This is a genomic window from Marinobacter sp. (assembly GCF_048269445.1).
Taxonomy (GTDB): Bacteria; Pseudomonadota; Gammaproteobacteria; order Pseudomonadales; family Oleiphilaceae; genus Marinobacter.
Window position 1 is genome coordinate 250211 of sequence record NZ_JBLXIQ010000005.1, and the last position, 25028, is coordinate 275238.

Sequence of the window (25028 nt, forward strand, 5' to 3'; positions counted from 1 at the left end):
GCATCTCCTTCAGTTATTCTTCGGTGGCCGCGCCTGGTGGGCACCGTGGGGAAACTGATACTTGTCCATCAACCTGTACAACGAAACCCTTGAAATGTTCAGCAGCCTGGCGGCTGCCGACACGTTGTTGTGTGCCAGTGCAAGACTTACCGAAATCGCCTGACGATCCGCTCTGGAGCGAAAAGCATTCAGGGACAGCTCGCGGCTGCGGCGGTAACTGTCTTCGGGGTTCACGGTGAAGCCCATATCTTCCGCTTCAATCTGTGGGCTTTCACCCAGCAACAGGGCCTGACGCAACCGGTTCTGCAGTTCCCTGAGGTTGCCCGGCCAGGGATGCTCAGCCAGGCAAATAATGGCGTCTTCACTGAGACGCCGGGGCCCCTCGGCCGAGGGTGTAACCGAGAGGATCCGGTTCGCCAGTATGGGAATGTCCTCCTTCCGGTCCCGCAGTGGCGGCAAAAGCACATTCAGACTTCCAAGCCGGTAAAATACGTCACTGCGAAAAGCACCAATGTTCACCAGTTGCTCGAGCGGTCTTGTGCTTGTGGCGATGAGTCGGGTGTCGATGCTGATGGAGTGGTTGGAGCCCAGGCGTTCTATCATGCCCTCCTGAAGGAAACGCAGAATGGCCGATTGCTGTTCCAGGGACAGCTCGTCGACACCGATCAGCAAGAGAGTGCCGCCATTGGCCGCTTCAATTCTGCCTTTTTGGGCACTCATGGCATGGGTGAACGCGCCCTTTTCATGACCGAACAGCTCGTTCTGGGTGAGGGAGGGGGGTAAGGCTGCACAATTCACGACGACCAGCGGTTTGTTCTTGCGTGATGAGTTGTCGTGAATAAACATGGCAGCGGCTTCCTTGCCGGTTCCGTTCTCGCCGTAGATGAGCACCGGCTCTTCGGTGCGGGCGAATTTCTTCAATAGCGTCCTGACCTGCTGGATCGCCAATGACTCACCCTCCAGGGCAAAGTCATGGTAGCTGCGCTGTTTTTTCAGGGAGGCCCTGGACTGCAATTCGGACATGCCCCACAAGTGGCCGAGGATGGCATGAAGCCGATCTGCCTGAATCGGCAGCGAGTGATAGTCCTTGCAATAGCGGTTTATCAGCGCGCAGATCTCGGGATCGTGAATCTGTTGAGATTCCAGAATGGCGACCCAGTGTTGGACCGGGATGGCATCCAGCCATTCGGGCAGATGAGCCAGTTGATCCGCCGTCAATGAGCCAAGATCAAACACGCCGACCCTCGCATCAGTACCGGTTTTCGCGCTCGTAAACGAGTGGTTTGACAGGGAGACATGAATCAGCTGCCAGTCCCTGAATAAGGGCTCACTAGCGATAAAAGCCGGGTACACCGCCGACAGCCAAACGAGCGGTCGTTTTTCCTGCATGGCGACTCTCCTGAGAAACTGCTCGGAAAACGAACTGCGAAACGTTCAGTACATGCTGGTAAAACCGGAACTGCTCGATCCGATCACTGCCCTGTGACCGCAAACGGCTCGGGGAAACAGGCGAAACTCCTGTTGGTCCACATTCAGGTTGCATGCCAGTTTTAAGACTTGTAGCCGTTTCAGAAGGTTGCAACCCGGGCCACTTTTTGTGGCGAATATTTTGTAAAGTTTGCCGACACAACCATGACAGGCCTGATACAAGTCTGAATGGTTTTTGTCTGGTATTCTGACGGCTGCAAGGGTTTAGGCGAGTGATGGGCAACATGACAACGACTGAAAGCACCGATCAGACCAGGGCAGAATTGCTGGAACAGCTGGAATGGACACGCAAGTGCACGGAGAACCTGGTGTGTTCCCTGCCCGCAGCGCTGCTCGATGTTCCCTGGCACCCGGGGGTGAACCCACCACTCTGGGAAATGGGGCACGCCGCGTTTTTCTACGAGGTATTTGTGTTCAACCTCCTGGACGGAACGCCCAGTTATGACCCGTCCATGGATGACCTCTGGGATTCCTTCCATGTCGAACACCGGGATCGCTGGAATCGGGACCTGTTCCCGGGGCGCGAGAAAACCCTTGAGTACTTCAATACCATATACGACCGGGTGGCCGAGCGGATAAGAACGAAGCCGTTGACCGACCAGGCGCTGTACCTATATCGCTATGCGATCTACCACCAGAATATGCATGTTGAGTCCCTGATCTGGTGCCGGCAGACCGTGGGTTATCCGGCGCCTCCCGGAACGGATCTATATCGCCCCGCGCCGGGAAATAATCAGGCTGGCGACGCAGTGATTCCCGCAGGCGAGTGGCTGATCGGCATGCCCGGGGAATCCGAGCGCTATGCCCGGGAAGATTTTGCGTTCGACAATGAGAAACCCAGATTTACGGTGAAACTGGATCAGTTCGCCATTTCCAAATGTCTGGTCAGCAATCGCCAGTTCATGGCGTTTATTGAGGATGGTGGTTATCGGCGGCCCGAGCTCTGGTCTTTCGGCGGGCGGAAATGGCTACAGACCGAATCCGACGTTGCCTTGGTGCATGGCAGTGGCGAGCCGCTTTACCGCATGCCCAGACATCCCCTGTACTGGCGCTGGCACGAGGAGCAGTGGCAGGAGCGACTATTCGATCGCTGGCAGTCTTTGGCGCCAGATGCGCCGGTGACCCATGTCACTTTTTGGGAGGCTGAAGCCTGGTGTCACTGGGCGGGACGTCGGCTGCCCACGGAGTTTGAATGGGAAGTTGCTGCCCTGGGCAACCGTCCGGGCGAGTCCTTCCGCCGCTTTCCCTGGGGCAATGCGGCACCGGATGAACAGTGTGCCGATATGAACAGCCGCTCAATGGCCCAGAACCCAGTGTTTGACTTTCCGGAGGGTGACAGCCCCTTTGGTTGCCGTCAGATGATCGGCTCTGTCTGGGAATGGACCAATAGCCAGTTCTTTCCCTATGACGGCTTCAGGGTGGACATGTACCCATTCATGTCCACCCTGCAGTTCGGTGACCACAAGGTGACCCGAGGTGGCAGCTGCGCAACCTCGTCTTGTCTGATTCGTGGTACCTATCGCCAGGCATACCTGCCGTTGCGCAACGATGTCTACACCGGGTTCCGCACCTGCTCCCTTGAGGAAAAGTAATTCGAGGGGCCCTCTGAATGTGCAGGCTACTCTGAGTTGCCTGCAACCACGGAGGGTATCGCTGGTGTCTTGTCCATCAGGTGGCTGGCCAGGGCGACACCGGTCTCGCTCATGGTCAGGTAGGCTTCGTCAGCACCGGCTTCGCGGATCTGCCTGGCCTCGTCTTCATACATGGTATGGGCCACAATGAAGCCCTTGAAGCCCATTTTCCTGAGCATCCGGGCGGCAATCAGCTTGCCCTCTATGTCGCCCATGGCCAGGATGACCGATTCTACGGCGGGCATGTGAAGCCCATTCCAGAAGGAGGCATCCTCGGCATCTGCGAATACCACGTTTCGTCCTTCTTTCTGGTGTTGGGTGGCCTTTGCCGGGTCAGAATCCAGGCCCATCAGTTTCGGCTGCTCGTCACTCAGCCAGTCATAGGCGGCAGTGCCCGTTCGTCCCATGCCCATAATCATGACCCGGGTATCTCCCAGAGACAGTGGCTGTTCATCCGGATGGTGTTTGCTGCCCTCAAAGCGGCTCAGGCCGTGGGCGAAGCGCTCGTAAAGCGTGTGTGAGAACCGGTTGAGGGGCGCCGAGAACAGGAAGGACAGTGAGACCGAAATTGCCAGCGGAACCAGCCACTCGGGCAGAGCGATGCTGGCGACAATTAACCCGAACTCGCTGTAATTGGTCAGAGCCAGGGAGCTCAGGAACCCGCTGCGGGCCCGTAACCGGAATACCAGCAGCAGGAAGAAAAACAGGATGCCTTTCAAGGGCAAAATCAGGCCGGCAATAACCGCAAACATCAGTGCATCGCCGTCCGGCAAACCGCCAATGCCAATTTGCAGGAAGAAGCCCACCAGGAAGACTTCCTTCACACTCCACAGCGACTTGGAAAGCTCCTGGGAACGCGGATGGTTGGCCAGCATGGCGCCGAAAACCAGGGCGCCGAGTTCGGAGCTCAGACCAACGGACTCGAAGCCCAGGCCGCCAAGCACCAGTGCCAGCAACAGGCCCAGAAGTACCAGGAGCTCATCGTGTCCGCTGGCATCCAGCAAGCGGAACAGCAGGGGGCGCATAAGGGGCAGACCAAAGACGATCAGGGCCCACTGCGACGGTGTCTGGCCGGCGGCCAGGCTCATGACCACCAGGGCAATCAGGTCCTGCATGATCAGAATGCCGATGGCGACGCGGCCATGGAAGGCCCGTAGCTCCCTTTTGGTCTCCAGTACCTTGGCGGCCAGGACGGTGGAGGAGAACGAGAGCGCGATGGCCAGCATCAGGGCCGTTTTCCAGGGCAACTCCAGGAGCAGGTAAATGCCCGGCGTAATGATGGCGCAGGTGATGGCAAAGTGAAGAAGGCTGCCACCAATGACTTCAGGGCTGACGATGGAGCGCAGCTTGAGCTTCAGACCGACAGTGAAAAGCAGCAGTAACACGCCCAGATGGGCGATATGGTCGAGCGCGTCGGTGGCCTCAATGGTGATGCCGGTGGCGGTCGAGAGCCCGCTGAGCACGAAGCCGGCGGCCAGATAGCCGACCAGGGGCGGTAGGCCAACGGTTGAGACCAGCAGGCCAAGACCAAAGGCAAAGGAAATCCATATCGCTTCAGGCATGAGTCATCGGTTCAGAGGTAAAGGGCACAAGGGCTTCTAGGCTACCGTGTTTTGGTGTGCCCTTGTAGTCGCTGAAGGTGGCACCCGGTTGTCAGCGGTCGTGGCCGATAAACTTCAGGAACAGCTCTGCGGAGGCCTCGGGTGCTTCAATCATGGGTGCGTGGCCAATGCCTTCCATCACTTCGAGCCAGGCATCGGGTATTGCCGCCACAAATATCTCGCCGTTACGGTAGTTGATGACCCGATCTTCCTTGCCCCAGACCACCAGAACCGGCGCCTTGATCCGGGTGATGGCATTCCGGAAATCCGCCTCGAAACCGGCATCCCGGATGGCGGCAAAGATCACCTCGTTGACTTCCCGGTTGGCAATGGCTCGCTGCTCCATGACGTCCAGTATGGGCCAGGGCACAAACGGCTCCTTCTCCAGGGCGAAGTCCATCAGCCGCTCAAAGTCCCCAGGCCGTTTCGGGATCAGAGGGTTGTCTCCTTCCTTTACCAGTTCTACCAGCGGGCTCTCGTATTCGACGATGCCGGCGGGATCGAATAGCACCGCAGATTTTACCTTGCCCGGGTAATTGGCGGCGTAGAGCGCGGTAATTGCCCCGCCCATGGAGTTGCCCATGATATGGGTCTCATCGATGGAAAGCGCCTCGAGAATCCGGGCAACGTAACCGGCCTGGTCTTGGAGGCCATAGCCAATATTCAGGGGTTTGCTGCTGTCGCCATGGCCGGGCAGGTCGATCGCGTAGACGTTGAAGTCGTCGGTCAGGTGCTTGGCCAAGCGGGTCCAGTTGTCTTTGTTGGCACCGAAACCATGAATCATGACGATGGTGTCGCCAGTAACCGCCTGCTGGTTCCTCAGGTAGGTGATATCGAGATTGCCGACTTCCACCGTGGCCGGCTCCAGACCTGCCGATGATCGTTCAAGGTCAATGGCGGTCTCGTAGATGGCCTGGCGGGAGCAGGCGGTCATCAGCAGGGAAACAATGAGCAGGAACATCAGGTTCCTGGGGGGGTGGCCATACATTGAGGCGTCCTTTTGGGCAGTATCATCGGCTTTTTGAGTATGGAGTTTACATCACTATCGACTCGGGGGATGGGAATTGCCTCACTGGCTCATGGCGTAATAAGTGTTTATGAAATCTACTACAACATTTACTCTGTTTATCGTTTGCAATAACGATCATCACGAGGTTGTCATGAAGCCCAGATTCAGTCTGGTTGGCCGTTATTCGTTCATTTCCCTGGCCCTGATGATTGGATCTGTCGCGGTGCTGAGTGCGCTCTATACCGCGGTGTCAGACTCGGTTAACGAACGGCTCGCTGGCGAGCATCTTGAAGCCCAGGTTGCAGGTAACGCTAACCGGCTTACAAATTTCATCGAAAATCGGGTTTATCAACTGGAAACATTGTCTACCCACCCGTCCATGCCTTTGTATCTGGCCTACGGCGAGGCAGTCCCAGAAGGTGTCAGGGAACTGGTGCGGGTCGAGGCCGATTCGCCGGACCTTTATGGCATTCTGTTTTTTGATAGCAACAATAACCTGCTGGAAGTGGTTCCGGGCCAGGCCGCTTCCGGAACCCCCTACTGGAACCGTGACGGCTGGTCACTGGCGGGGTTGCCGGTCGTTGATTTTGGTATCAGTGAAATCATTGGGCCATCGTTACCGGACAGCGGCGGCCCGGCCTGGTTGCTCATACGCCAGCCCCTGCAAGCGGGAGCAGAGCAGGCCGGGCGGGGTGCGATTGCCCTGCATGTGCGGCTTGCATCCCTGACTGAACTGATGCGCACAGAAAACCTGGCCGGAGTGTTGCGGCCGTTCTTGCGCACGCCCACCGGTGCGCTGCTGGATGCTACGGGTAATCTCCAGCCAGCGGTGCCCAAAGACCTTCGCGCCGGCCCGGAAGTGTTGCCGGGGTGGCGTATTGATTATGTGGTTTCTGCCGGTGAGATCCTGAGTCCATTGCGCAACGCCCAATTGGGCCTCTATGCCTTAGCCGGCGTTTTGGTCCTGGGTACCGTCATTCTGTTTTGGGCGCTTGCCCGGAGCCTGCGCCGTCGGGTCGCCCGGTTGACGGAAGGGGCGGAAGCTTTTGCCACCGGCGACCTGCACTTTCGCTTACAGGCCCCCAGAAATGACAACGACGAAATCGACGTCCTGGCGCACGCCTTCAACGCAATGGCAGACCGGTTGCAGGAGATGATACAGCGCACCGTTCAAGCTGAGAAAATGGCAGTGCTGGGTGAATTTGCGACTGGTGTTGCTCATGAGGTTCGTAACCCGTTGGCCACAATAAAATTGACGGTTCAGGCACTGGAGAAGCGCGAGCCTGACAAACAGCGCAGGGAGTTGCTGATTTCGGTTGAGGATGAAATTGACCGTCTTAATCGTGTAGTCGGGGATCTTCTGGATTACGGCCGGCCGGTGCCGGGTGAGGCCCAGCAGGTGGAGATTCGCAGAGTTTTCCGCCATGCCAGGGTACTTACTTCCGGGCTGGCGGACAGTCGTCAGGTGACCGTCAGTGCCACTGGAGATTCAAGCCTTACCATTCATGCCAGTCCGGACCAGATCATTCAATGCCTCGTCAATCTTGTGGCCAATGCAATTCAGGCCTGTGAACCAGGTGGGATAGTTCAGCTGAGAGCCTATCGAAATGATAACTGTCTGACCGTCGAAATAACCGATAACGGTAGTGGCATGTCTGAGGAAACCCTCAGCCGCGTAGCAGAACCATTCTTCACAACACGCTCCGACGGCACCGGGCTCGGCCTCAGCATAAGCCGTCAGCTTATCGAGCTAAACGGAGGAGAGATGGATATTCGCAGCATGCCCGGCCAGGGAACAACGGTGTTAGTCACCTTGCCTGCCGGCAAGAGTGGTAACCTGACAACAGACCAATAAAAAAGTGAGACCCTGCAAACCATTATGCGCTTGAACATTCTGATCGTTGATGATGAAAAGAGTTTTGTACGGTCTTTGACCTTTGCGCTTCAGGAAGCCGGGTATGGCGCCGTTTGTGCTCATACCGGTGAGGATGCCTTGTCAATGCTTGAACGGGGTCTCCCCGATCTGATGCTGCTGGATTTGCGGCTGCCAGGTATGAGTGGCATGGACGTTCTGAATGAAACCGCCCGTCTTTACCCGGATTTGCCGGTGGTGATGATTTCGGCTCATGGTGATACGCGGGCGGCGGTGCAGGCAGTAAAAGCCGGCGCCACAGATTACCTGACCAAGCCATTTGCCCTGGATGAATTGCTTCATCTGGTTGATTCAGTGGCTGAGCGGACCCGGATGCGCGATGAGTTGGCCTACCATCGCAGCAGGGCCGCTTCGTCCTCCGGCCTGATGGGCGTCAGCAACCCCATGCAGGAACTCTGGCAGAAGGTCCAACGGATATCGGCGAGCAGCGCTGGCCGGGTTCTGTTACTGGGGGAGTCTGGCACCGGGAAGGCGCTGGTGGCGCGGGCCATTCACGAACATAGCCCCCGAGCCCTCGAAGCCTTTGTGGAGATCAACTGCGCGGCTCTGCCTGAGCAGCTAATTGAGGCGGAACTTTTCGGTGCTGAAAAAGGCGCGTATACGGGTGCTCACCAGAAGCGAACCGGTCTGGTGGCTCTGGCGCATAACGGCACGCTGTTTCTGGATGAGATTGGAGAGTTACCGCTCTCCCTGCAGGCCAAGTTCCTGCATTTCCTGGAAAACGGCGACTACAGACCCGTGGGGGGTGGCGCCAGTGCTACCGCGGATGTCCGGGTGATAGCTGCGACCAATCGGTCGCTGGAAGCGGAGGTCCGCAACGGGCACTTCCGGGAGGACCTGTATTTCCGGCTGAACGTCATCGAGCTTACCATTCCACCCTTGCGGGATCGGGAGGATGATGTCAGTGAGTTGCTGGAAATGTTCATCGAATCCCAGGCCCGGGAAGAGGGTTGCCGGCCCATCACCATGCTGCCGGAAACACTGGCCTGTCTGAGCGCCTACAGCTGGCCGGGCAACGTACGGGAGCTGCGTAACCTGGTGGAGCGGCTAACCATTCTCTATCCGGGGCATTTGATCCGCCCCCATCAACTGCCAGGCGAATTCCTGGCCACAAACCCTGCGCCATCGGCAGGTCAGGATCAGGCCGGTGGGTCCTTCGACCAGCATGTGCAGCAGACCGAGCGCCAGCTGTTGCTGGGTGCCCTCGAGAAAGCCGGCGGTCGCAAAGGAAAGGCCGCCGAGAACTTGGGGTTGTCCCGGCACGCGTTCAAACGCCGTTTGCAGAGATTGGGGTTGGGCTAGTGAGCGGGTTCCGCTCATCATCCCAGCCGTTAATGAGCGGATTCCGCTCATGATTCCGTATATGTATCGCGCATCGGCTAACCGGAGGACCTCTCAGGCCAGCTCCCAGCCTTTTTTTGGTGCATTGGCCCCGGTTTTGCTCACCATCCTGATAACTGGTTTACAAAAATAATTCAGAACCACACGCCGGACTCGACCGGCTCGGGAGGCTGACTTGCCGGGACCGAACACCCGCCTGTATCAGGCAGTGCCGACCCTGTTGCCTTGTTTCTGGCTGTACCCGCGGCCGTGGCGCACCTGGGTTGCAGCGATCGTGCTGCTGGTCAGTGGTGCGCCTCTCGCCGATACAGTGGCCCAGCCATCGGCTCCGCCAGTGGGCAGGGTCGAGCTGGGAGCAGAAGAACGTCACGCCGACGCCACGGTTGCCTGCATGTATCCGATGACGGGCCGTTCGGCCAGTTTTGGTCGTGACAGCATCGTTGCCATCCAGCTCGCTCTTGAAGAACTAGCCTCCGACCCCGACGCTCCGCGTCTGCGAGTGATCGTGGACGACTCCCGCTCCAAAGCATCCTTCGCAGTGCGGATGGCCGAAGATTTCATTCAGCAGGATGACGCAAACATTCTCTGCGGCATGGTCAGTTCCGGCGTGGGTATGGCGGTCAGCAGAATCGCGAAACAGCGAAAGACCATTATGGTGGGGACTGACCATGCGTCGTCACGAGCCTCTCTTGAGGAAGGGCATCGCTACTATTTCCGGGTGTCGAGTGATACTTGGTATTCACACGCAGCCGGTGCCCGTTACCTGGCAGAACTGCAGGAGAAAACCGGTTGGCAGAAGCTTGCCTTTCTGGGGCCTGATTATGAGTATGGCCGGGTTGCCTGGCGGGATCTCAGGCAAGCCCTGAATCAGAACGGTACCACCTACGAGGAAACCGGTACCTACTGGCCAAAACTGTACGAGCCGGACTACTCGCTTTTCATCCAGTCATTGTTGGAGTCCCCGCCGGATGTACTGGTGGTCTCGCTCTGGGGTGGTGATTTTATTGCTTTCCTGGAGCAGGCCCGTACCACGCAATTGTTCAGCCGCATGCGTGTGGCCAATTTTGATGCCGGCGGAGATTACGAAACCCTGGTAAGCCTGAAGGATGATCCACCTCAAGGGCTTATTCTGTCTGCACGTCATCACGTGAACTGGCCGGATACGGAGCGAAACCGGCGCTTCGTTACCCGGTTTCACGAGTTATCCGGCCGTTACCCGAGCTATTCCGCCCAGGGGGCCTACGCTGGCATGTTGGCCATAGCGCGGGCGATCCGTATTGCCGGCGATGTGACTGATACCGACGCCATGATCGAGGCCCTGGAAGGGCTCGAAATCCCCCTGCCTAAAGATCCCGAGGGTTACGTTTCCTACATCGATCCGGACACCCATCAGATCGTTCAGGCCCAGGCCATTGGAACGCCGGTGGCCAATGATCAATACCCACCTGCCCGGGTCATGTTGGGCAACTGGGTTGTCTACGACGCTGAATCCCTGAAACCGTCCCCCGCTTTGGTGAAAAAGCGACGCGGTGAATCCGGTGGCTGACCGTTATTGGCAGCTGCTCAACCCAAAGAAGGCAAAACAAAAGAACAACCTGAAGTACGACAGATAACAACAATCAAGGAGAACAATATGAAAAGTTCAAGTCAACGTCCGGTCTGGCAAAAGACGCTTCTGGGCACCGCAACGTCGGTGGCCATGGTTTCAGCCGGTGTCATGGGTATGGCGGCAACCGCCAGTGCCCAGGAATCGTTCAAGTTAGGGTTCGTAACCTTCCTCTCGGGGGGGGCCTCGGGCCCGTTCGGTGTGCCTGCTGCCCAGGGCGCGGATATTGTTATCAAGGCGATCAACGAAGGCAGTCTGCCAGCGCCTTATAACACCAAGGGCGTTAATGGCCTGACACTCGAATCTGTCGTCGTCGATGAGGCCGGTGGTCCTACCAAGCAGGTTGAAGAGTACCGGAATCTGGTTCAGCGCCAGGATGTCGATGCGGTGATCGGTTATATCTCGTCAGGCGACTGTCTGGCGATCGGGCCGGTGGCGGAAGAAATGAAGATGTTCACCATCGCCTTCGACTGCGGCACTTCACGCCTGTTCCAGGAGATTGAAGATCCCCAGTACATGTTCCGTACCGGCCTCGACGCAGTCGCGGATAACGTGGGTGCGGCACGGTATCTGGCGGAAACCCACCCTGATGCTGTGCGGATTGCCGGTATCCAGCAGAACTACGCCTGGGGCCAGGATTCCTGGCAGGATTTTACCCTGGCCATGGCGCAGCTGATGCCAGAGGCTGAGATCGTCAATAACCAGACGCCGCAGCTTTTCCAGGGCAGCTATAGCACTGAAATTTCTGCACTTCAGACCCAGCGTCCGGACATCGTCCACTCGTCCATGTGGGGTGGGGATATGGAGTCCTTCACCGCTCAGGCAAACGTGCGTGGCCTGCTTTCGCAAGCGACGGCTATTCTTACTACCGGAGAGTCCGGCCTGCACCGCTTTGACGGCCAGGCGCCCAATGGCACGATCCTGGGTGGTCGCGGTCCCTTCGGCGGCTTCATGCCGAAGAATGACTTGAGCGAATGGTTTACCAAAGCTTATGTTGCTGAGCATGGAACACCTCCAAGCTACCCTGCCTCCAAGGCCGCTCAAGCCATTCTGGCCCTGAAGTTCGCCGCCGATAGTTCTGGCGCCGATGGTGTGCCCAGTTCAGAGCAGCTGGCAAAAGCGCTCAAAGGTGCCGAATTCGAATCCGTCAGCGGCACCGTGCGCATGGCCCTGGCGGGTGGTCATCAAGCCCTGCAGCCCATGTCGTACGGTGAATACCACTTCGAGAATGGTAAGGCTGAACTGCGCAACATCCGGTCTTACCCTGGCGAGTGTGTGTCAGCTCCGGATGGGTATGATGCCCAGCAATGGATCAAGGAAGGCTTCCCGGGAGTCGACTGTAACTGATCCATTGATCAACCACCGGCAGCCTTCAGAGCTGTCGGTGGTTCGATAACAGGAGTACACACTGATGTTAACGGTCTGGGCAATATTGATCGACGGCTTCATCTACGCGTCCTGGTTATTTCTGGTGGCGGCAGGTTTGACAGTCATCTACGGCGTTATGAGAATTCTGAACATGGCTCACGGCAGCCTTTATGCTCTCGGGGCCTATGCCGCCGCTTCGGCACTGGGTTGGTATTACGCCGGGGGCGGAGAGAATCTGGTTATGGCTTTTGCCATTATCGCAGCCTCTGCGATATTGATTGGCGCGCTGACCGGGCTGGCCATTGAGCGAGGCATACTGAAGCTGATGTATGGTCGCGATGAGATCCTGATGCTGCTCATTACGTTTGCCGTGCTGTTGATTCTCGAAGACGTAATGAAGCTGATCTGGGGCACGACACCTTACTTTGCGTACCAACCCTATGCCGCTCTCGGCCGAATCAACATTGATGTACTGACCGTATCCCGTTACGACCTGCTGGTGTTGGCGGTCTCGGTAGTCATTGGCGTGGGCTTGTGGTTCTGGCTTGAGCGTACAAGGATCGGCAAGATCCTGCGTTCCATCATCCACGATCGGGAAGTATCCGAAGCCATGGGTGTTAACGTGCGTCGCATGTTCACTATCACCTTCATGATCGGGGCAACTCTGGGCGCCATCGCCGGTGGTATTACGGCTCCCATTATCTCCGTGGTACCGGGGCTCGGGATTGAAGTTATCGTTCTGGCCTTTGCAGTCGTGGTGACCGGCGGCCTGGGTAGCATCACCGGTGCGGCCGTGGGGGCTGTCATCGTCGGTCTGGCGCGAGCGACGTCCATCCACACCATGCCCGAATTGGAACTCTTCATCATTTACGCCGTGATGGCTGGAGTGTTGATCTTCCGACCCCATGGCCTGTTTGGCCAGGTGATTGCGAGGAAAATCTGATGATCCTGGAAAAAAGCGAAATTTCCCTGATAGGTGCCGCCGTCGCCATTGCCTTGGCCTCACTGGTGGTTCCGAACTGGCTTATTTTTACCGCCACTCTGGCTATTTCCACCGCTCTGGTGGTGATGGGGGTGGTCATGCTTATGCGAGCGGGCCTGGTGTCGTTTGGTCAGGGGCTGTTCTACTGTCTTGGCGGCTACGCAGTGGGCTTGGGCGGCCGTTATCTGGGTATAACAGATGCTTTGCTGTTGATTGTTCTGGGTGTGGCGGTGACGGTTGGCGTTGCCATGATTCTGGGACTGCTTGTTACGCGCTATCGGGAAATATTCTTCGCCATGTTGTCCCTGGCATTTTCAATGATTCTGTACGGGCTTCTGGTGAAAAGCCACTGGCTGGGAAGTACAGACGGTTTCGGTGTTGTGGACTGGACCATTCTAGGCTTCTCGCCTGGTTCGGGTGAGAGCAGTTCCAGGATCGCCCTGCTGCTGGCCCTCGGATTGGCTCTGGGGGTTGCCCTGTTTCTCAATCGTTATTTCCGCTCCAGTCTCGGCCTGGCCTGTGAGGCGATCCGGGAAAACGAAGTGCGGGTTGAGTACATGGGCGTGTCGCGCAAGCAGGTGCTCTATATCAACTATGTGATTGCGGCTGCGGTCGGCTCTATCGGCGGCTCAATGACTGCCCTGGCCGCTGGCCATGTCGATCCCACCATGGCCTATTGGACTATTTCCGGCGAGTTCGTGTTCATCGCCATCCTCGGTGGTACAGGACACGTGGCGGCACCCTTTATCGCCGCGTTGATCTTCACCCTGGTAAGAACCTATGCCATTGAGCTGGCGCCCAACGCCTGGCAAATGATCCTGGGTATTGTGCTGCTGCTGATCATTCTCTTCCTACCCAAAGGCATTTGGAGCCTGTTTACCCGCAAGAAAGGGGTGGCCTCATGACTGAGATTCTCAAAACCGTTGGATTGTCGCGGTATTTTGGCGCGGTGACAGCTGCTGAAGACATCAATGTAACCGTCACCGAGGGGGAAATTGTCGGGGTAATCGGCGCCAATGGCGCCGGGAAGACCACCTTCATCAATATGGTGACCGGTTACCTGCCACCGTCCAGCGGCACCATTGATTTCGGGGGTAAGGCTATCAAGGGCCTGGGGCCACGCAAATTGATGAGAAAGGGATTGACCCGGTCGTTCCAGATTCCGCAATTGTTTCTGGAACTTCCGGTTGTCGACAACCTGGCCATTGCCCTGGCGGCGGCGGACCACCAACAGTTCCAGATGATTCGGCCAGTGCGCACGCCAAAGCGGCTGGAAGCGGCCGAAGAAATTCTGGCCCAGATGAACATCTCCCACTACCGTGACGAAATGGTTACCGCCATGCCTCAGGGAGCACGCAAACTGCTGGATATTGCCATCGCCATGCTGGGGAGCCCGCGGATGCTGCTGCTGGATGAGCCCACCAGCGGTGTCAGCATGGAAGAGAAATATGCCCTGATGGATACCGTGATGGAGGCGGTTCGCCAGCGTGGCTTGACAGTCTTATTCGTGGAGCATGACATGGAAATTGTTCAGCGATACGTTACGCGGGTATTGGCCTTTGCCAGTGGCATTGTGATCAAGGACGGCCCGGTGGACGAAGTGCTGGCGGATGAGAAGGTACAGGAACTTGTGACCGGCAAGCCGAAGACGCCCAAAACCGAAGGAGACGCCTGAAATGAGCCTTGAAATTGCCAATCTCGACGTTTCCATTGAGGGTATCAGAATTCTCCGGGATATTAACCTGAGTATTCCGGAAGGTCAGATGGCAGGCCTGATCGGCCATAATGGCGCCGGCAAGACCACGCTGATCCGTGCCATTATGGGTCTTCTGCCTGCGACCCGGGGATCCATCACCTTCAAGGGCCAGGACATCAGCAAACTGCCGTCCCACCGACGGGCCAATCTACGCATCAGTTATATGCCGGAGGACCGTAGGCTGATACCGGACCTGACTGTGTCGGAGAACATGCTGATGCCGGCCTGGGCCAATAAAATCAATGATGGTGAAGAACGCCTGAAATGGGTTTATTCGCTGATGCCCGAAATTGCCGACTTCGGTGAGCGAAAGGCCCTGCAGTTGTCTGGCGGCCAGCAGAAACTGGTGGCCCTGGGCCGGGCGCTGATTCCGGGTCGGGAACTGATTCTGCTGGATGAGCCGTTTGAAGGCGTCGCACCGGTCCTGGCCCGGCGTTTGTCCGAGGTCATTGCCGACCTGGGCGCAGAGGGCCTGACGGTACTGATCGCGGAATCCGATGATAGTCACTCCGCTGATCTGGTCGACGCCACCTGGCGCATTGAGCGCGGATCCGTATCCGCTGGTCGAAAGGATCCGTCTGCGCCACTGACCTGACCATAGAACAGAAACCGACTGAGGAAATACGCCATGAAAATTCGAGCCGCAGTATTGCAAGCCATCGGGGCGGAGCGTCCGTACCAGGACACAAAGCCCCTGGTGATTGAGGAGCTGGAACTGTCTCCGCCCGGTGACAATGAAGTGTTGGTCCAGATCAAGGCAGCCGGCCTGTGCCACTCGGATCTTTCGGTTATTGATGGAAACCGCCCGCGGCCTGTGCCCATGGCACTGGGCCACGAAGCGGCCGGTATCGTCAAGGCAGTGGGCAACGGTGTCCGCGACCTGAAGGAAGGCGACCATGTAGTTGCAGTGTTTGTACCCAGCTGCGGTCACTGTGCACCCTGTGCAGAAGGCCGCCCGGCCCTGTGTGAGCCGGCGGCAAAAACCAACAACGCCGGAACCCTGGTCAGCGGTGAGCACCGGTTGCATCGGGCGGACGGCACCGCGGTGAACCACCACTTGGGGGTATCCGCCTTTGCAGACCACGCGGTGGTGTCGCGGGATTCGCTGGTCAAGGTAGACGCCGATCTGCCCCTGCACCACGCCGCGTTGTTTGGCTGTGCCGTGCTGACAGGTGTGGGCGCTGCGATTAACTCGGCAGATATCCGTGCGGGCCAGACTGTCGCTGTGGTCGGTCTCGGTGGTGTTGGCCTCAACAGCGTGCTTGGAGCCCTGGTGGCTGGTGCGGGCGAGGTGATTGCCATTGATCTGGATGACAGCAAGCTGGCACTGGCCAAAGAGCTCGGTGCCACCTACGTCTTTAATTCCGGGGAAGAGGGTTGTGTCGACAGGATCAAGGCACTGACCAGCGGCGGCGTCGACTGTGCCATTGAAATGGCCGGGTCGGAAAAGGCCCTGGAATTCGCCTACCAGATCACTCGCCGTGGCGGAACCACCGTCACTGGTGGCCTGGCCCACCCGGAAAAGAAGGTGTCTATCCAGCAGGTCAGCCTCGTGGCGGAGGAACGTACTCTCAAGGGGAGCTATGTGGGCAGCTGTGTACCGGTTCGTGATCTTGCCCGTTATGTCACCCTGTTCCGCCAGGGAAAACTGCCGGTGGACAAATTGCTGAGCGACACTCTGACGCTAGACGAGATCAATGAAGGGTTTGAGAAGCTGGCCTCTGGCAAGGCCGTTCGTCAGGTGGTTTTGTTTGATTAAGCCATAACACCATAAAACTGGTAAACGGAGAAATCAGTGGGACGAGATGAGTTTGACGTTCTGTACCCCATCACCACCCGGTGGATGGATAATGATGTCTACGGGCATGTGAATAACGTGACCTACTACTCCTACTTTGACACGACCATTAATCGATACCTGATTGAGGTTGGTGGGCTGGATATCAATAATGCGCCGGTGGTTGGATACGTTGTCAGCTCCAGCTGCCAGTTCCAAAAACCGGTGGCCTATCCGGATGCACTGGAGGCGGGGCTCAGGGTGATAAAGCTTGGAACCAGCTCAGTGACATACGAGATTGGCGTGTTTAAGAAAGGCAATCTGGACCCGGTTGCCTTTGGTCAGGTTGTCCATGTGTTTGTTGATCGTGAGCAGGAGCGTTCTGTTGCGATCCCGGAAAAGATTCGTGCGGCGCTTGTCCGCATCCTTGTGTCCTGACGCGGGCCCTGCATCCTTGAATACCAACCATCAAAAAGCCCGGTGGCACCGGACTTTTTGATGGGATTCCCTGGTCAGGTCTGCCCGGATTTCTCCCGCGCAATGGCCCGATAGGCAATGTCCGTGCGATAGAATGCGCCATCCCAATGGATGCGGGCCGCCAGTTTGTAGGCGCGTTTCTGGGCTTCGGTGACGCTCTCGCCAAGGGCGGTGGCACACAGCACCCGCCCGCCGTTGGTAACGACCTGATCGCCTTTGAGGCGGGTTCCGGCGTGGAACACCTTCTCGCCGTCGACATCGGTCCCGGGCAGGCCGGAGATGACATCGCCCTTGTTGTAGCTGCCCGGGTAGCCGCCGGCCGCCAGAACGATACCGACAGAGGCACGGTCGTCCCATTCTGAAGGGCATTGGTCGAGCTTGCCATCAATCGCGGCACTGCACAGTGCCACCAGATCGGACTTCATTCGCAGCATGATCGGCTGGGTTTCCGGGTCTCCGAAGCGGCAGTTGAACTCGATGACTTTCGGAGCGCCGCTGTTGTCAATCATCAGGCCGGCGTACAGGAAGCCTTTGTAAGGGTGACCTTCGGATGCCATGCCACGGACGGTTGGATAGATTACTTCATCCATGATGCGCTGGTGCACATCGGCAGTCACCACCGGTGCCGGAGAATACGCCCCCATACCACCGGTATTGGGGCCGGTGTCGCCATCGCCAACCCGTTTGTGATCCTGGGAGGTGGCCATGGCCAGCACGTGCTTACCGTCCACCATCACGATGAAGCTGGCTTCTTCGCCTTCGAGGAACTCCTCAATCACCACCCGGCTGCCGGCCTCGCCAAAGGCATTCCCTGCCAGCATGTCGCGGATCGCGTCTTCGGCTTCCGCGAGCGTCATGGCAACGATCACGCCCTTGCCGGCGGCCAGGCCATCGGCCTTGACCACAATCGGGGCACCCTGTTCACGCACATAGGCCAAGGCTTCGCCAACATCGGTAAAATTACCGTAGCCTGCAGTTGGGATCTTGTGCCGAGCCAGAAAATCCTTGGTAAAGGCTTTTGAGCCTTCCAGCTGGGCCGCACCGGCGCTGGGGCCGAAGACCCGCAGGCCCCGGTCCTCGAATTTGTCGACGATGCCGGCGACCAGCGGTGCTTCCGGCCCGACAATGGTCAGTCCCACGTTGTTGGCTGCCGCGAAACTGGCGAGGCCGTCCAGATCCATGACGTCGATGTCGACATTTTCCAGACCCGGTTCACGCGCGGTGCCCGCATTGCCTGGAGCCACAAACACGCGATCTGCCTCGGGGGATTGGGCGGCTTTCCAGGCCAGGGCGTGTTCGCGTCCGCCATTCCCTATCACTAGAATATTCATGGTTGTAATCCCTTAATGCCGGAAATGGCGCATGCCGGTGAAGACCATGGCAATGCCGTGCTCGTTGGCCGCATCGATCACTTCCTGGTCACGCATGGAACCACCGGGCTGGATAACCGCGGTGATGCCTGCTGCTGCAGCGGCGTCAATGCCGTCCCGGAACGGGAAGAAGGCATCGGAGGCCATGACCGAGCCCTTCACTTCCAGGCCTTCATCGGCGGCCTTGATGCCAGCAATTTTGGCGCTGTAAACGCGGCTCATCTGGCCAGCGCCGACACCGATGGTGCGTCCGGCTTTGGCGTAAACGATGGCGTTGGATTTGACGTATTTTGCCACTTCCCAGGCAAACAGCAGGTCGTTGAGTTGCTGTTCGGAGGGCTGCCGCTCGGTCACTACTTTAACGTCTTCCATGGCCACCATGCCCAGGTCCCGGTCCTGCACCAGCAGGCCGCCGGTCACCCGCTTGTAATCCATGGAGCGGGCACGCTCGCTGTCCAACTCGCCACAGGCCAGCAGACGCACGTTCTTCTTGGCAGAGACCAGTTCCACGGCATCGGGGGTAATGGTGGGTGCAATGATGACTTCCACGAACTGGCGGTCGATGATGGCTTTAGCAGTTTCAGCGTCCAGCTCACGGTTGAAGGCGATGATGCCTCCAAACGCGGACGTGGGGTCGGTAGCAAAGGCCAGATCGTAAGCCTGGTGGATGTCAGCACCGATCGCGACACCACAGGGATTGGCATGCTTGACGATCACGCAGGCGGGGTCCGCAAAGGGCTTTACGCATTCGAGAGCCGCGTCGGTATCCGCCACATTGTTGTAGCTCAGCTCCTTACCCTGCAGTTGTTTCGCGGTGGCAACGCAGGCTTCCTTCGGATTCCGTTCAGTATAGAAGGCGGCCCGCTGGTGCGGGTTCTCGCCGTAACGCATATCCTGAACTTTTACGAACTGGGCATTGAAGGTTCGCGGGAAGTCGGCGTTGTCGTTGTCCGGGGTGCGGCCACCGAGGTAGTTGGCGATAGCGCCGTCATAACCCGCGGTGTGCTCGAACGCCTTGACCGCCAGATCAAAACGGGTGCTGTAGCCCAACTGGCCATCGTTGGCATCCAGCTCCTTCAGAACCCGGCTGTAATCGGACGCGTTCACCACAATGGCGACGTCGTTGTGGTTTTTGGCGGCCGCGCGAACCATGGTCGGGCCCCCGATATCAATATTCTCGATGGCTGTTGCCAGATCGCAATCCGGATTGGCCACAGTTTCCTCGAAGGGGTAAAGATTGACCACGACCATATCGATGGGACTGATGCCGTGCTCGGACATCACGGCATCGTCAGTGCCCCGTCGGCCAAGAATGCCGCCGTGGATCTTAGGGTGCAGAGTTTTTACCCGGCCATCCATCATCTCCGGGAAGCCGGTGTAATCGGAGACTTCCGTTACCGGCACCTTGTTTTCCTTGAGAAGGCGGTAGGTTCCACCGGTAGAGAGCAGCTCAACGCCGCGTTCGGTCAAGGCACGTCCGAAATCGACGATGCCGGTTTTATCACTCACGCTGATCAGTGCGCGACGGACGGAGGTGTTAGCCTGATTTGCCATGGGTCACTTTCTTCGCTGGAGATGAACGAATAAGGGCCTCGCGAATGGTGTCCGGGAGGCCCTCATCTTAGTCAGGGTGTCTGGATTATAGCAGACCGTACTGCTTCAACTTCTTGCGCAAGGTTCCGCGGTTCAGCCCAAGCATGGTGGAAGCCTTGGTCTGGTTGTTGCGGGTGTACTTCATCACCTGTTCCAGCAACGGCGCTTCCACTTCGGAAAGAACCAGCTGATAGACCTCGGTGACCGGAGCACCATCCAGTTGGGCGAAGTAGTTTTTCAGGGCAACCTCAACGCTGTCACGCAAAGTGACGCTATTGCCGCTGCTGTTCACCGTCTGCAACTGATGGACATCATCGTTTGCCGGGGTGCTCAGGTTATCGTTTGCCAAAGTCTCAGCGCTCATGCTGCGAATACCTCTCCATTTCGTAAGCCTGCAAAATACTGTTGAATCGTGTCTCGCTGCTCCAGCGCCTCGTTGATGGCGTTGAAGCGTTTACGGAACTGTTTGCCTGGGTCATGGGACTGCAGGTACCAGCCCACGTGTTTTCTGGCAATACGCACACCCATGATTTCGCCATAGAAGCTGTGCAGGGCCTGCAGATGTTCGCTCAGGATCTCCTCCACTTCGTCCAGCGCCGCGGCAGGCATGTGGCGGCCGGTTTCCAGGAAATGGTGGATTTCCCGGAAGATCCAGGGGCTGCCCTGGGCCGCGCGGCCGATCAGCAAACCGTCGGCGCCGGTGTGACGGAGTACTTCCCGGGCTTTTTCCGGGGATGTGATGTCACCGTTGGCAAACACCGGAATCCCTACGCGGGATTTTACATCGGCAATGGTGTCGTATTCCGCCGCTCCTTCGTATTTGTCCGCCCGGGTCCGGCCGTGGATGGCCACGGCTTGTATGCCGGCATCCTCAGCCATCCGGGCAACAACCAGCGCATTGCGGTTGTCCCGGTCCCAGCCGGTACGCATTTTCAGGGTCACGGGAACCTTGACCGCGCTGACCACCGCCTCAAGAATTTCGCGCACCAGGGCTTCATCTTTCATCAGTGCTGAGCCCGCCGCTTTGTTGCAAACCTTCTTGGCCGGACAGCCCATATTGATGTCGATGATCTGGGCCCCGAACTCGGCGTTCTGTCGCGCGGCGTCGGCCAGCATTTGCGGATCACCGCCGGCGATCTGCACCGAGCGGGGCTCCGGTTCGCCTTCGTGGTTCAGGCGTGTCCTGGACTTGCGCGTATGCCAGAGCTTGCTATCCGCTATAACCATTTCCGACACTGCCAGGCCGGCACCGAGTCTTCGACACAATAGCCGGAATGGACGGTCTGTTACGCCAGCCATGGGCGCAACAATCAAGGGATTGGGCAACGTGTACGGCCCGATTTTTGCCGTTGGCAGCATGATCTGAGTCCGTGTCACAGCGGGTTAAGCAAGGCCGGATCTGAGCGGTTGTTCAATAAATAACCGATCCAGTATCCGAAGGGCGCTAATGATACCGCCGGGGGCACTTTGATTGAAGGGGCTGAAGGGCGAAAAAACTGATTATTTTTCGCTCTTTCTGGTTGACTTTTGTTCTGCGCAATGGCCGTCGGCGGTGCCTGTTGAGAAGATGCGTGCCCGCTGAATCAGGGTGAATGGGGGCGGAACAGAATGTTGTAGTTCACCGCATCGCGGCCCGGGTCCCGGATGCTGATCGCAATTCGCACGGGCGTATCAGTCGGCATGGCGTTCAGCTCTTTGCCTTCCCCGGCGAGGTATTCATCGGGTGTGAACACGCTCTGTGCAACCACATCGCCGTTGAGGTTGGAGAACGTCAGGGCAATGGCCGGGAATGGCTGTTCAAAGTCGGCGCGATTGATGATGACCGCATCAACAACGAGCTGGGATCGGTTATCCGGGTCGGTCCTTACCACCAGCTTTCTGCTCTGGATAGCGTCGACGTTAATCAGTGGTTTGAGTTTGCAGCCTGCCAGCTCGCAGCCTTTCTCGTAAAACGGTCGTAGTTCCGGAATGGCCGACAGGCGATCAAACTGAAACCAGGTAACCTGGGCGACGAGAACCCCCACCAGAGACAGAACAATCAGGCTCCAGACCAGAGTCCGGATGCCACCACCTTTGCCGGGTTCAGCGCCAATCGGGTCTCGTCGCAGATCTCTGAAGGGCGGCTCGGCATGAAACGAGCCCCCGGGGCGATCTGGCTCATCGAAATCAAAACCGGACTCGTCAACAAAGTCGTCAAAGGGGTCATCCGTTTTTGCGGGCTCCGGAGCGGCGGCAGCCGGCGATGGTGCGATATCGGGCACGGGCTCTTGCTCGACCCGAAGCTCGGGTTCGGGTTTAGGTGCTGGTGCGGAGCGCGGAGCAGGTGCCTGTTTCCGGGATGCCGGTTCGTCTTCTTTCAGGATGGCTTCTGCCCAGCTTTCATCCACGTCCTCGTTCGAGGTGTCGGTGTCGGCATCCTTGTAATCCGTTGCTTCGCGTTCGTCGAAGCTCCGGAAACTATCGCTGAGCTCGTCGTCGGAAAAGGTCAGTTTGGTGCCGGCATAACGGCCTTCCGCTGCGTCTTCTTCAGGGTTGTCGGCGAAGACGAAATCTTCCTCGCTGACTCCGGAGGAGTCCGATGCTGGTGACTGGGGTGACGGTCTTTCTGAGGCGGTTGACGTCCCTGCTTTCTGACCGGAGGCGGGAATGACCTGGTGCTCGATGGCGTTGAATACGCTCATGCAGCTCCCGCAGCGGACCTTGCCCTTGGCAATGCCAAGCTGTTCGTCGGTTACCCGGAAGCGGGTTTGGCAATTCGGGCACTGTGTCTGCAGGCTGCTTTGGGTCATGCTTCTTCCTGAAAGCGACTGGGCTACAAGTGTCGGAGTTTAGTCGTTAAGACCGTATTCGTCATCTGTCGTTGCGCCGTCCTGTGAGGCGTATCCATTCTTCACGCTGTTCGGGTTCGTCCATAACGAACCAGGGCTCGTAGGCCGCCATCACGTCCCGGGCCTGATGAGACAGAATGCCAGACAGCACGAGGTCACCGCCCTGCCTGGTCCGTGCCGCAAGATGGGGCGCTAGGCCGATTAATGGCTGGGCCAGGATGTTTGCCAGCATCACGTCTGCCTGAACATTGGGCTCATCCTCTGGCAAAAAGAGGTCCAGCTTGCTCTCATCGACGCCATTCCGGCGGGCGTTTTCCCGACTGGCTTCCAGGGCCTGGGGATCAGTATCGACACCAATGACATGGTCTGCGCCCAGTAGCAGGGCCGCCAAGCCAAGAATGCCTGAGCCGCAGCCATAGTCGATGACCTGCTTGCCCTGCACGTCCTGCCTATCCAGCCATTCCAGGCAGAGGGCGGTCGTGGGATGGGTGCCGGTCCCAAAGGCGAGGCCGGGGTCCAGTATCAGATTGGCGGCGTCCGGGTCCGGAGCGTCGTGCCAGCTGGGGACAATCCAGAGCCGTTCACCAAATTTCAGGGGGTGGAAATCGTCCATCCAGGCCCGTGCCCAGTCCTTGTCTTCAACCAGTGTCACTTCGATTTCCGGGAGAGCCTGCTGGGTTCGTTGGTGCCAGGCATCCCGAACATCGGCGCACAGCTGCTCAATGTCACGGTCGGAGTCAAACAGGCCGGTGACAGTCGTCTGGCTCCAGAGAGGCGTGGTGCCGGGGTCCGGCTCGTACAGGGGCTGGTCGGCGGCATCTTCCATGGAGACGGCGTCAGAGCCCATCTCCATGAGCAGATCCTCCAGCTGATCCGCGTTATCCGGATCAGCCGGGATCTGGAGTTGTATCCAGGGCATGATTAATCCCGCATCAGTTTCTCGAGGTAGTGGATGGTGAAGTCTACCTGTTTAAAGCCGCCATCGCGTACCAATCTTCGATGCAGGGGCTGGTTGGTCTTGATGCCCTCGACCACCAGTTCGTCCAGCGCATTTTTCATGCGCCGCCGTGCTATCTCACGATCATCACCCCAGGTGATCAATTTGGCGATCAGGGAGTCGTAGAAGGGGGGTACCGTGTAACCACTGTACAGATGGGAATCGACCCGTACACCGTTACCGCCAGGTGCGTGGAAGTGTGTGACCTTGCCCGGGCTCGGCACGAAGGTTTTCGGGTCTTCCGCGTTGATCCGGCATTCGATGGCGTGCCCGGAAATGCGGATATCATCCTGGGTGTATTGCAGGGGAAGACCGCTGGCAATGCGCAGCTGTTCGCGGACAATATCCACGCCCGTCACCATTTCGGAGACCGGGTGTTCCACCTGGACCCGGGTGTTCATTTCAATGAAGAAGAACTCCCCGTCCTGGTACAGGAACTCAAAGGTACCGGCGCCAACGTAGCCAATTTCCTTGCAGGCATCGGTGCAGGCCTTGAGGGTGCGCTCCCGGGATTCCTGGTTGATGTTCGGGGCCGGGGCTTCCTCAATAACTTTCTGGTTGCGGCGCTGCATGGAACAGTCGCGGTCACCCAGGTGAATGCAGTTGCCGTGCATGTCAGCCAGCACCTGAACTTCTACGTGCCGGGGTGTTTCCAGGAATTTCTCCAGGTACACCGTCGGATCGCCAAAGGCATTCTTGGCTTCGCTCTGGGTAATCTGGACGCCCTTGAGCAGAGCCGCTTCCGAGTGAACCACCTGCATGCCGCGACCACCACCGCCGGACGCGGCCTTGATCATTACCGGATAGCCGATTTCCCGGGCAATACGGAGTGTCCGCTCTTCATCGTCGTCGAGTGGGCCGTCTGATCCAGGCACAGTGGGAACACCGGCCTTGATCATGGCGTTGATGGCAGACACCTTGTTGCCCATCAGGCGAATGGTCTCGGCCTTCGGTCCGATAAAACGAAATCCGCTTTTTTCAACCTGTTCGGCAAAATCGGCGTTCTCTGCAAGAAAGCCGTAGCCGGGGTGAATGCCCACGGAGTCGGTAACCTCTGCCGCGCTGATGATGGTCGGGATGTTCAGGTAGCTGTCGGTTGGACTGTTGGGGCCAATACAGACCGACTCGTCTGCCAGGCGTACGTGCATCAGATCACGATCGACCTGTGAGTGCACTGCCACAGTCTTGATACCCAGCTCCTTACAGGCGCGCAGAATCCGGAGGGCAATTTCACCCCGGTTTGCGATCAGTACTTTCTCTAACATGGCCAT

Annotated in this window: 21 protein-coding genes; 11 read left to right on the forward strand and 10 right to left on the reverse strand. The window is 58.0% G+C overall.

Features of this window, described 5'->3' with window-relative positions; genetic code table 11:
* Positions 1-9: 9 nt before the first annotated feature.
* Positions 10-1389: a sigma 54-interacting transcriptional regulator gene (locus tag ACN0XM_RS12675; protein ID WP_417567304.1), complete on the reverse strand. Its 1380-nt coding sequence runs from the start codon at positions 1387-1389 to the stop codon at positions 10-12.
* A 323-nt stretch (positions 1390-1712) separates the two neighbouring features.
* Here ACN0XM_RS12675 and senA point away from each other — a divergent pair, with 323 nt between their 5' ends.
* The gene (gene senA, locus ACN0XM_RS12680) at positions 1713-3080 is read left to right on the forward strand and encodes a selenoneine synthase SenA (RefSeq protein ID WP_417567305.1); all 1368 of its coding nucleotides are present in this window, start codon (positions 1713-1715) and stop codon (positions 3078-3080) included.
* A 26-nt stretch (positions 3081-3106) separates the two neighbouring features.
* Here senA and ACN0XM_RS12685 read toward each other — a convergent pair whose 3' ends face one another.
* Both ACN0XM_RS12685 and ACN0XM_RS12690 read right to left on the reverse strand, forming a co-directional pair.
* Entirely contained in the window at positions 3107-4681 is a 1575-nt protein-coding gene (locus ACN0XM_RS12685; protein ID WP_417567306.1) for a cation:proton antiporter, read from the reverse strand.
* Between the two features lie 91 nt (positions 4682-4772).
* Positions 4773-5708, reverse strand: coding sequence for an alpha/beta fold hydrolase (locus ACN0XM_RS12690; RefSeq protein WP_417567307.1), 936 nt, complete (start codon positions 5706-5708; stop codon positions 4773-4775).
* 172 nt (positions 5709-5880) lie between these two features.
* Here ACN0XM_RS12690 and ACN0XM_RS12695 point away from each other — a divergent pair, with 172 nt between their 5' ends.
* From ACN0XM_RS12695 to ACN0XM_RS12740, 10 genes are all read left to right on the forward strand, one after another.
* Positions 5881-7584 carry a sensor histidine kinase gene (locus ACN0XM_RS12695; RefSeq protein ID WP_417567308.1) on the forward strand — a complete coding sequence of 568 codons (1704 nt, stop codon included), beginning with the start codon at positions 5881-5883 and terminating at the stop codon, positions 7582-7584.
* Positions 7585-7608: 24 nt separating this feature from the next.
* A complete protein-coding gene (locus ACN0XM_RS12700; protein ID WP_417567309.1) occupies positions 7609-8964 on the forward strand; it encodes a sigma-54-dependent transcriptional regulator in 1356 nt (451 codons plus the stop codon).
* A gap of 214 nt (positions 8965-9178) precedes the next feature.
* Entirely contained in the window at positions 9179-10549 is a 1371-nt protein-coding gene (locus ACN0XM_RS12705; protein WP_417567310.1) for an ABC transporter substrate-binding protein, read from the forward strand.
* Between the two features lie 87 nt (positions 10550-10636).
* Positions 10637-11956: an ABC transporter substrate-binding protein gene (locus tag ACN0XM_RS12710; RefSeq protein ID WP_417567311.1), complete on the forward strand. Its 1320-nt coding sequence runs from the start codon at positions 10637-10639 to the stop codon at positions 11954-11956.
* 64 nt (positions 11957-12020) lie between these two features.
* Positions 12021-12920 (forward strand): branched-chain amino acid ABC transporter permease, encoded by a 900-nt coding sequence (locus ACN0XM_RS12715; protein WP_368422857.1) that lies wholly within the window; start codon positions 12021-12023, stop codon positions 12918-12920.
* Positions 12920-13864 carry a branched-chain amino acid ABC transporter permease gene (locus ACN0XM_RS12720; RefSeq protein WP_417567312.1) on the forward strand — a complete coding sequence of 315 codons (945 nt, stop codon included), beginning with the start codon at positions 12920-12922 and terminating at the stop codon, positions 13862-13864. The genes ACN0XM_RS12715 and ACN0XM_RS12720 overlap by 1 nt, the downstream gene beginning before the upstream one ends.
* Positions 13861-14634, forward strand: coding sequence for an ABC transporter ATP-binding protein (locus ACN0XM_RS12725; protein ID WP_417567313.1), 774 nt, complete (start codon positions 13861-13863; stop codon positions 14632-14634). The genes ACN0XM_RS12720 and ACN0XM_RS12725 overlap by 4 nt, the downstream gene beginning before the upstream one ends.
* 1 nt (position 14635) lies before the next feature.
* A complete protein-coding gene (locus ACN0XM_RS12730; RefSeq protein WP_417567314.1) occupies positions 14636-15310 on the forward strand; it encodes an ABC transporter ATP-binding protein in 675 nt (224 codons plus the stop codon).
* A 33-nt stretch (positions 15311-15343) separates the two neighbouring features.
* Positions 15344-16474 carry a zinc-dependent alcohol dehydrogenase family protein gene (locus ACN0XM_RS12735; protein WP_417567315.1) on the forward strand — a complete coding sequence of 377 codons (1131 nt, stop codon included), beginning with the start codon at positions 15344-15346 and terminating at the stop codon, positions 16472-16474.
* Between the two features lie 84 nt (positions 16475-16558).
* The gene (locus ACN0XM_RS12740; protein ID WP_417567418.1) at positions 16559-16930 is read left to right on the forward strand and encodes an acyl-CoA thioesterase; all 372 of its coding nucleotides are present in this window, start codon (positions 16559-16561) and stop codon (positions 16928-16930) included.
* Positions 16931-17004: 74 nt separating this feature from the next.
* On the opposite strand, the gene purD is transcribed toward ACN0XM_RS12740, so the two are convergent.
* From purD to accC, 7 genes are all read right to left on the reverse strand, one after another.
* Entirely contained in the window at positions 17005-18300 is a 1296-nt protein-coding gene (gene purD, locus ACN0XM_RS12745) for a phosphoribosylamine--glycine ligase (RefSeq protein ID WP_417567316.1), read from the reverse strand.
* 12 nt (positions 18301-18312) lie between these two features.
* A complete protein-coding gene (gene purH / locus ACN0XM_RS12750; protein ID WP_417567317.1) occupies positions 18313-19893 on the reverse strand; it encodes a bifunctional phosphoribosylaminoimidazolecarboxamide formyltransferase/IMP cyclohydrolase in 1581 nt (526 codons plus the stop codon).
* 85 nt (positions 19894-19978) lie between these two features.
* The gene (fis, locus tag ACN0XM_RS12755) at positions 19979-20296 is read right to left on the reverse strand and encodes a DNA-binding transcriptional regulator Fis (protein WP_417567318.1); all 318 of its coding nucleotides are present in this window, start codon (positions 20294-20296) and stop codon (positions 19979-19981) included.
* The gene (gene dusB / locus ACN0XM_RS12760) at positions 20293-21291 is read right to left on the reverse strand and encodes a tRNA dihydrouridine synthase DusB (protein WP_417567319.1); all 999 of its coding nucleotides are present in this window, start codon (positions 21289-21291) and stop codon (positions 20293-20295) included. The genes fis and dusB overlap by 4 nt, the downstream gene beginning before the upstream one ends.
* Positions 21292-21515: 224 nt before the next feature.
* Positions 21516-22721: a DUF3426 domain-containing protein gene (locus tag ACN0XM_RS12765; protein WP_417567320.1), complete on the reverse strand. Its 1206-nt coding sequence runs from the start codon at positions 22719-22721 to the stop codon at positions 21516-21518.
* A 61-nt stretch (positions 22722-22782) separates the two neighbouring features.
* The gene (gene prmA / locus ACN0XM_RS12770; protein WP_417567321.1) at positions 22783-23679 is read right to left on the reverse strand and encodes a 50S ribosomal protein L11 methyltransferase; all 897 of its coding nucleotides are present in this window, start codon (positions 23677-23679) and stop codon (positions 22783-22785) included.
* Between the two features lie 2 nt (positions 23680-23681).
* Complete coding sequence (gene accC, locus ACN0XM_RS12775) at positions 23682-25028, reverse strand: acetyl-CoA carboxylase biotin carboxylase subunit (RefSeq protein WP_099618703.1); 1347 nt, start codon at positions 25026-25028, stop codon at positions 23682-23684.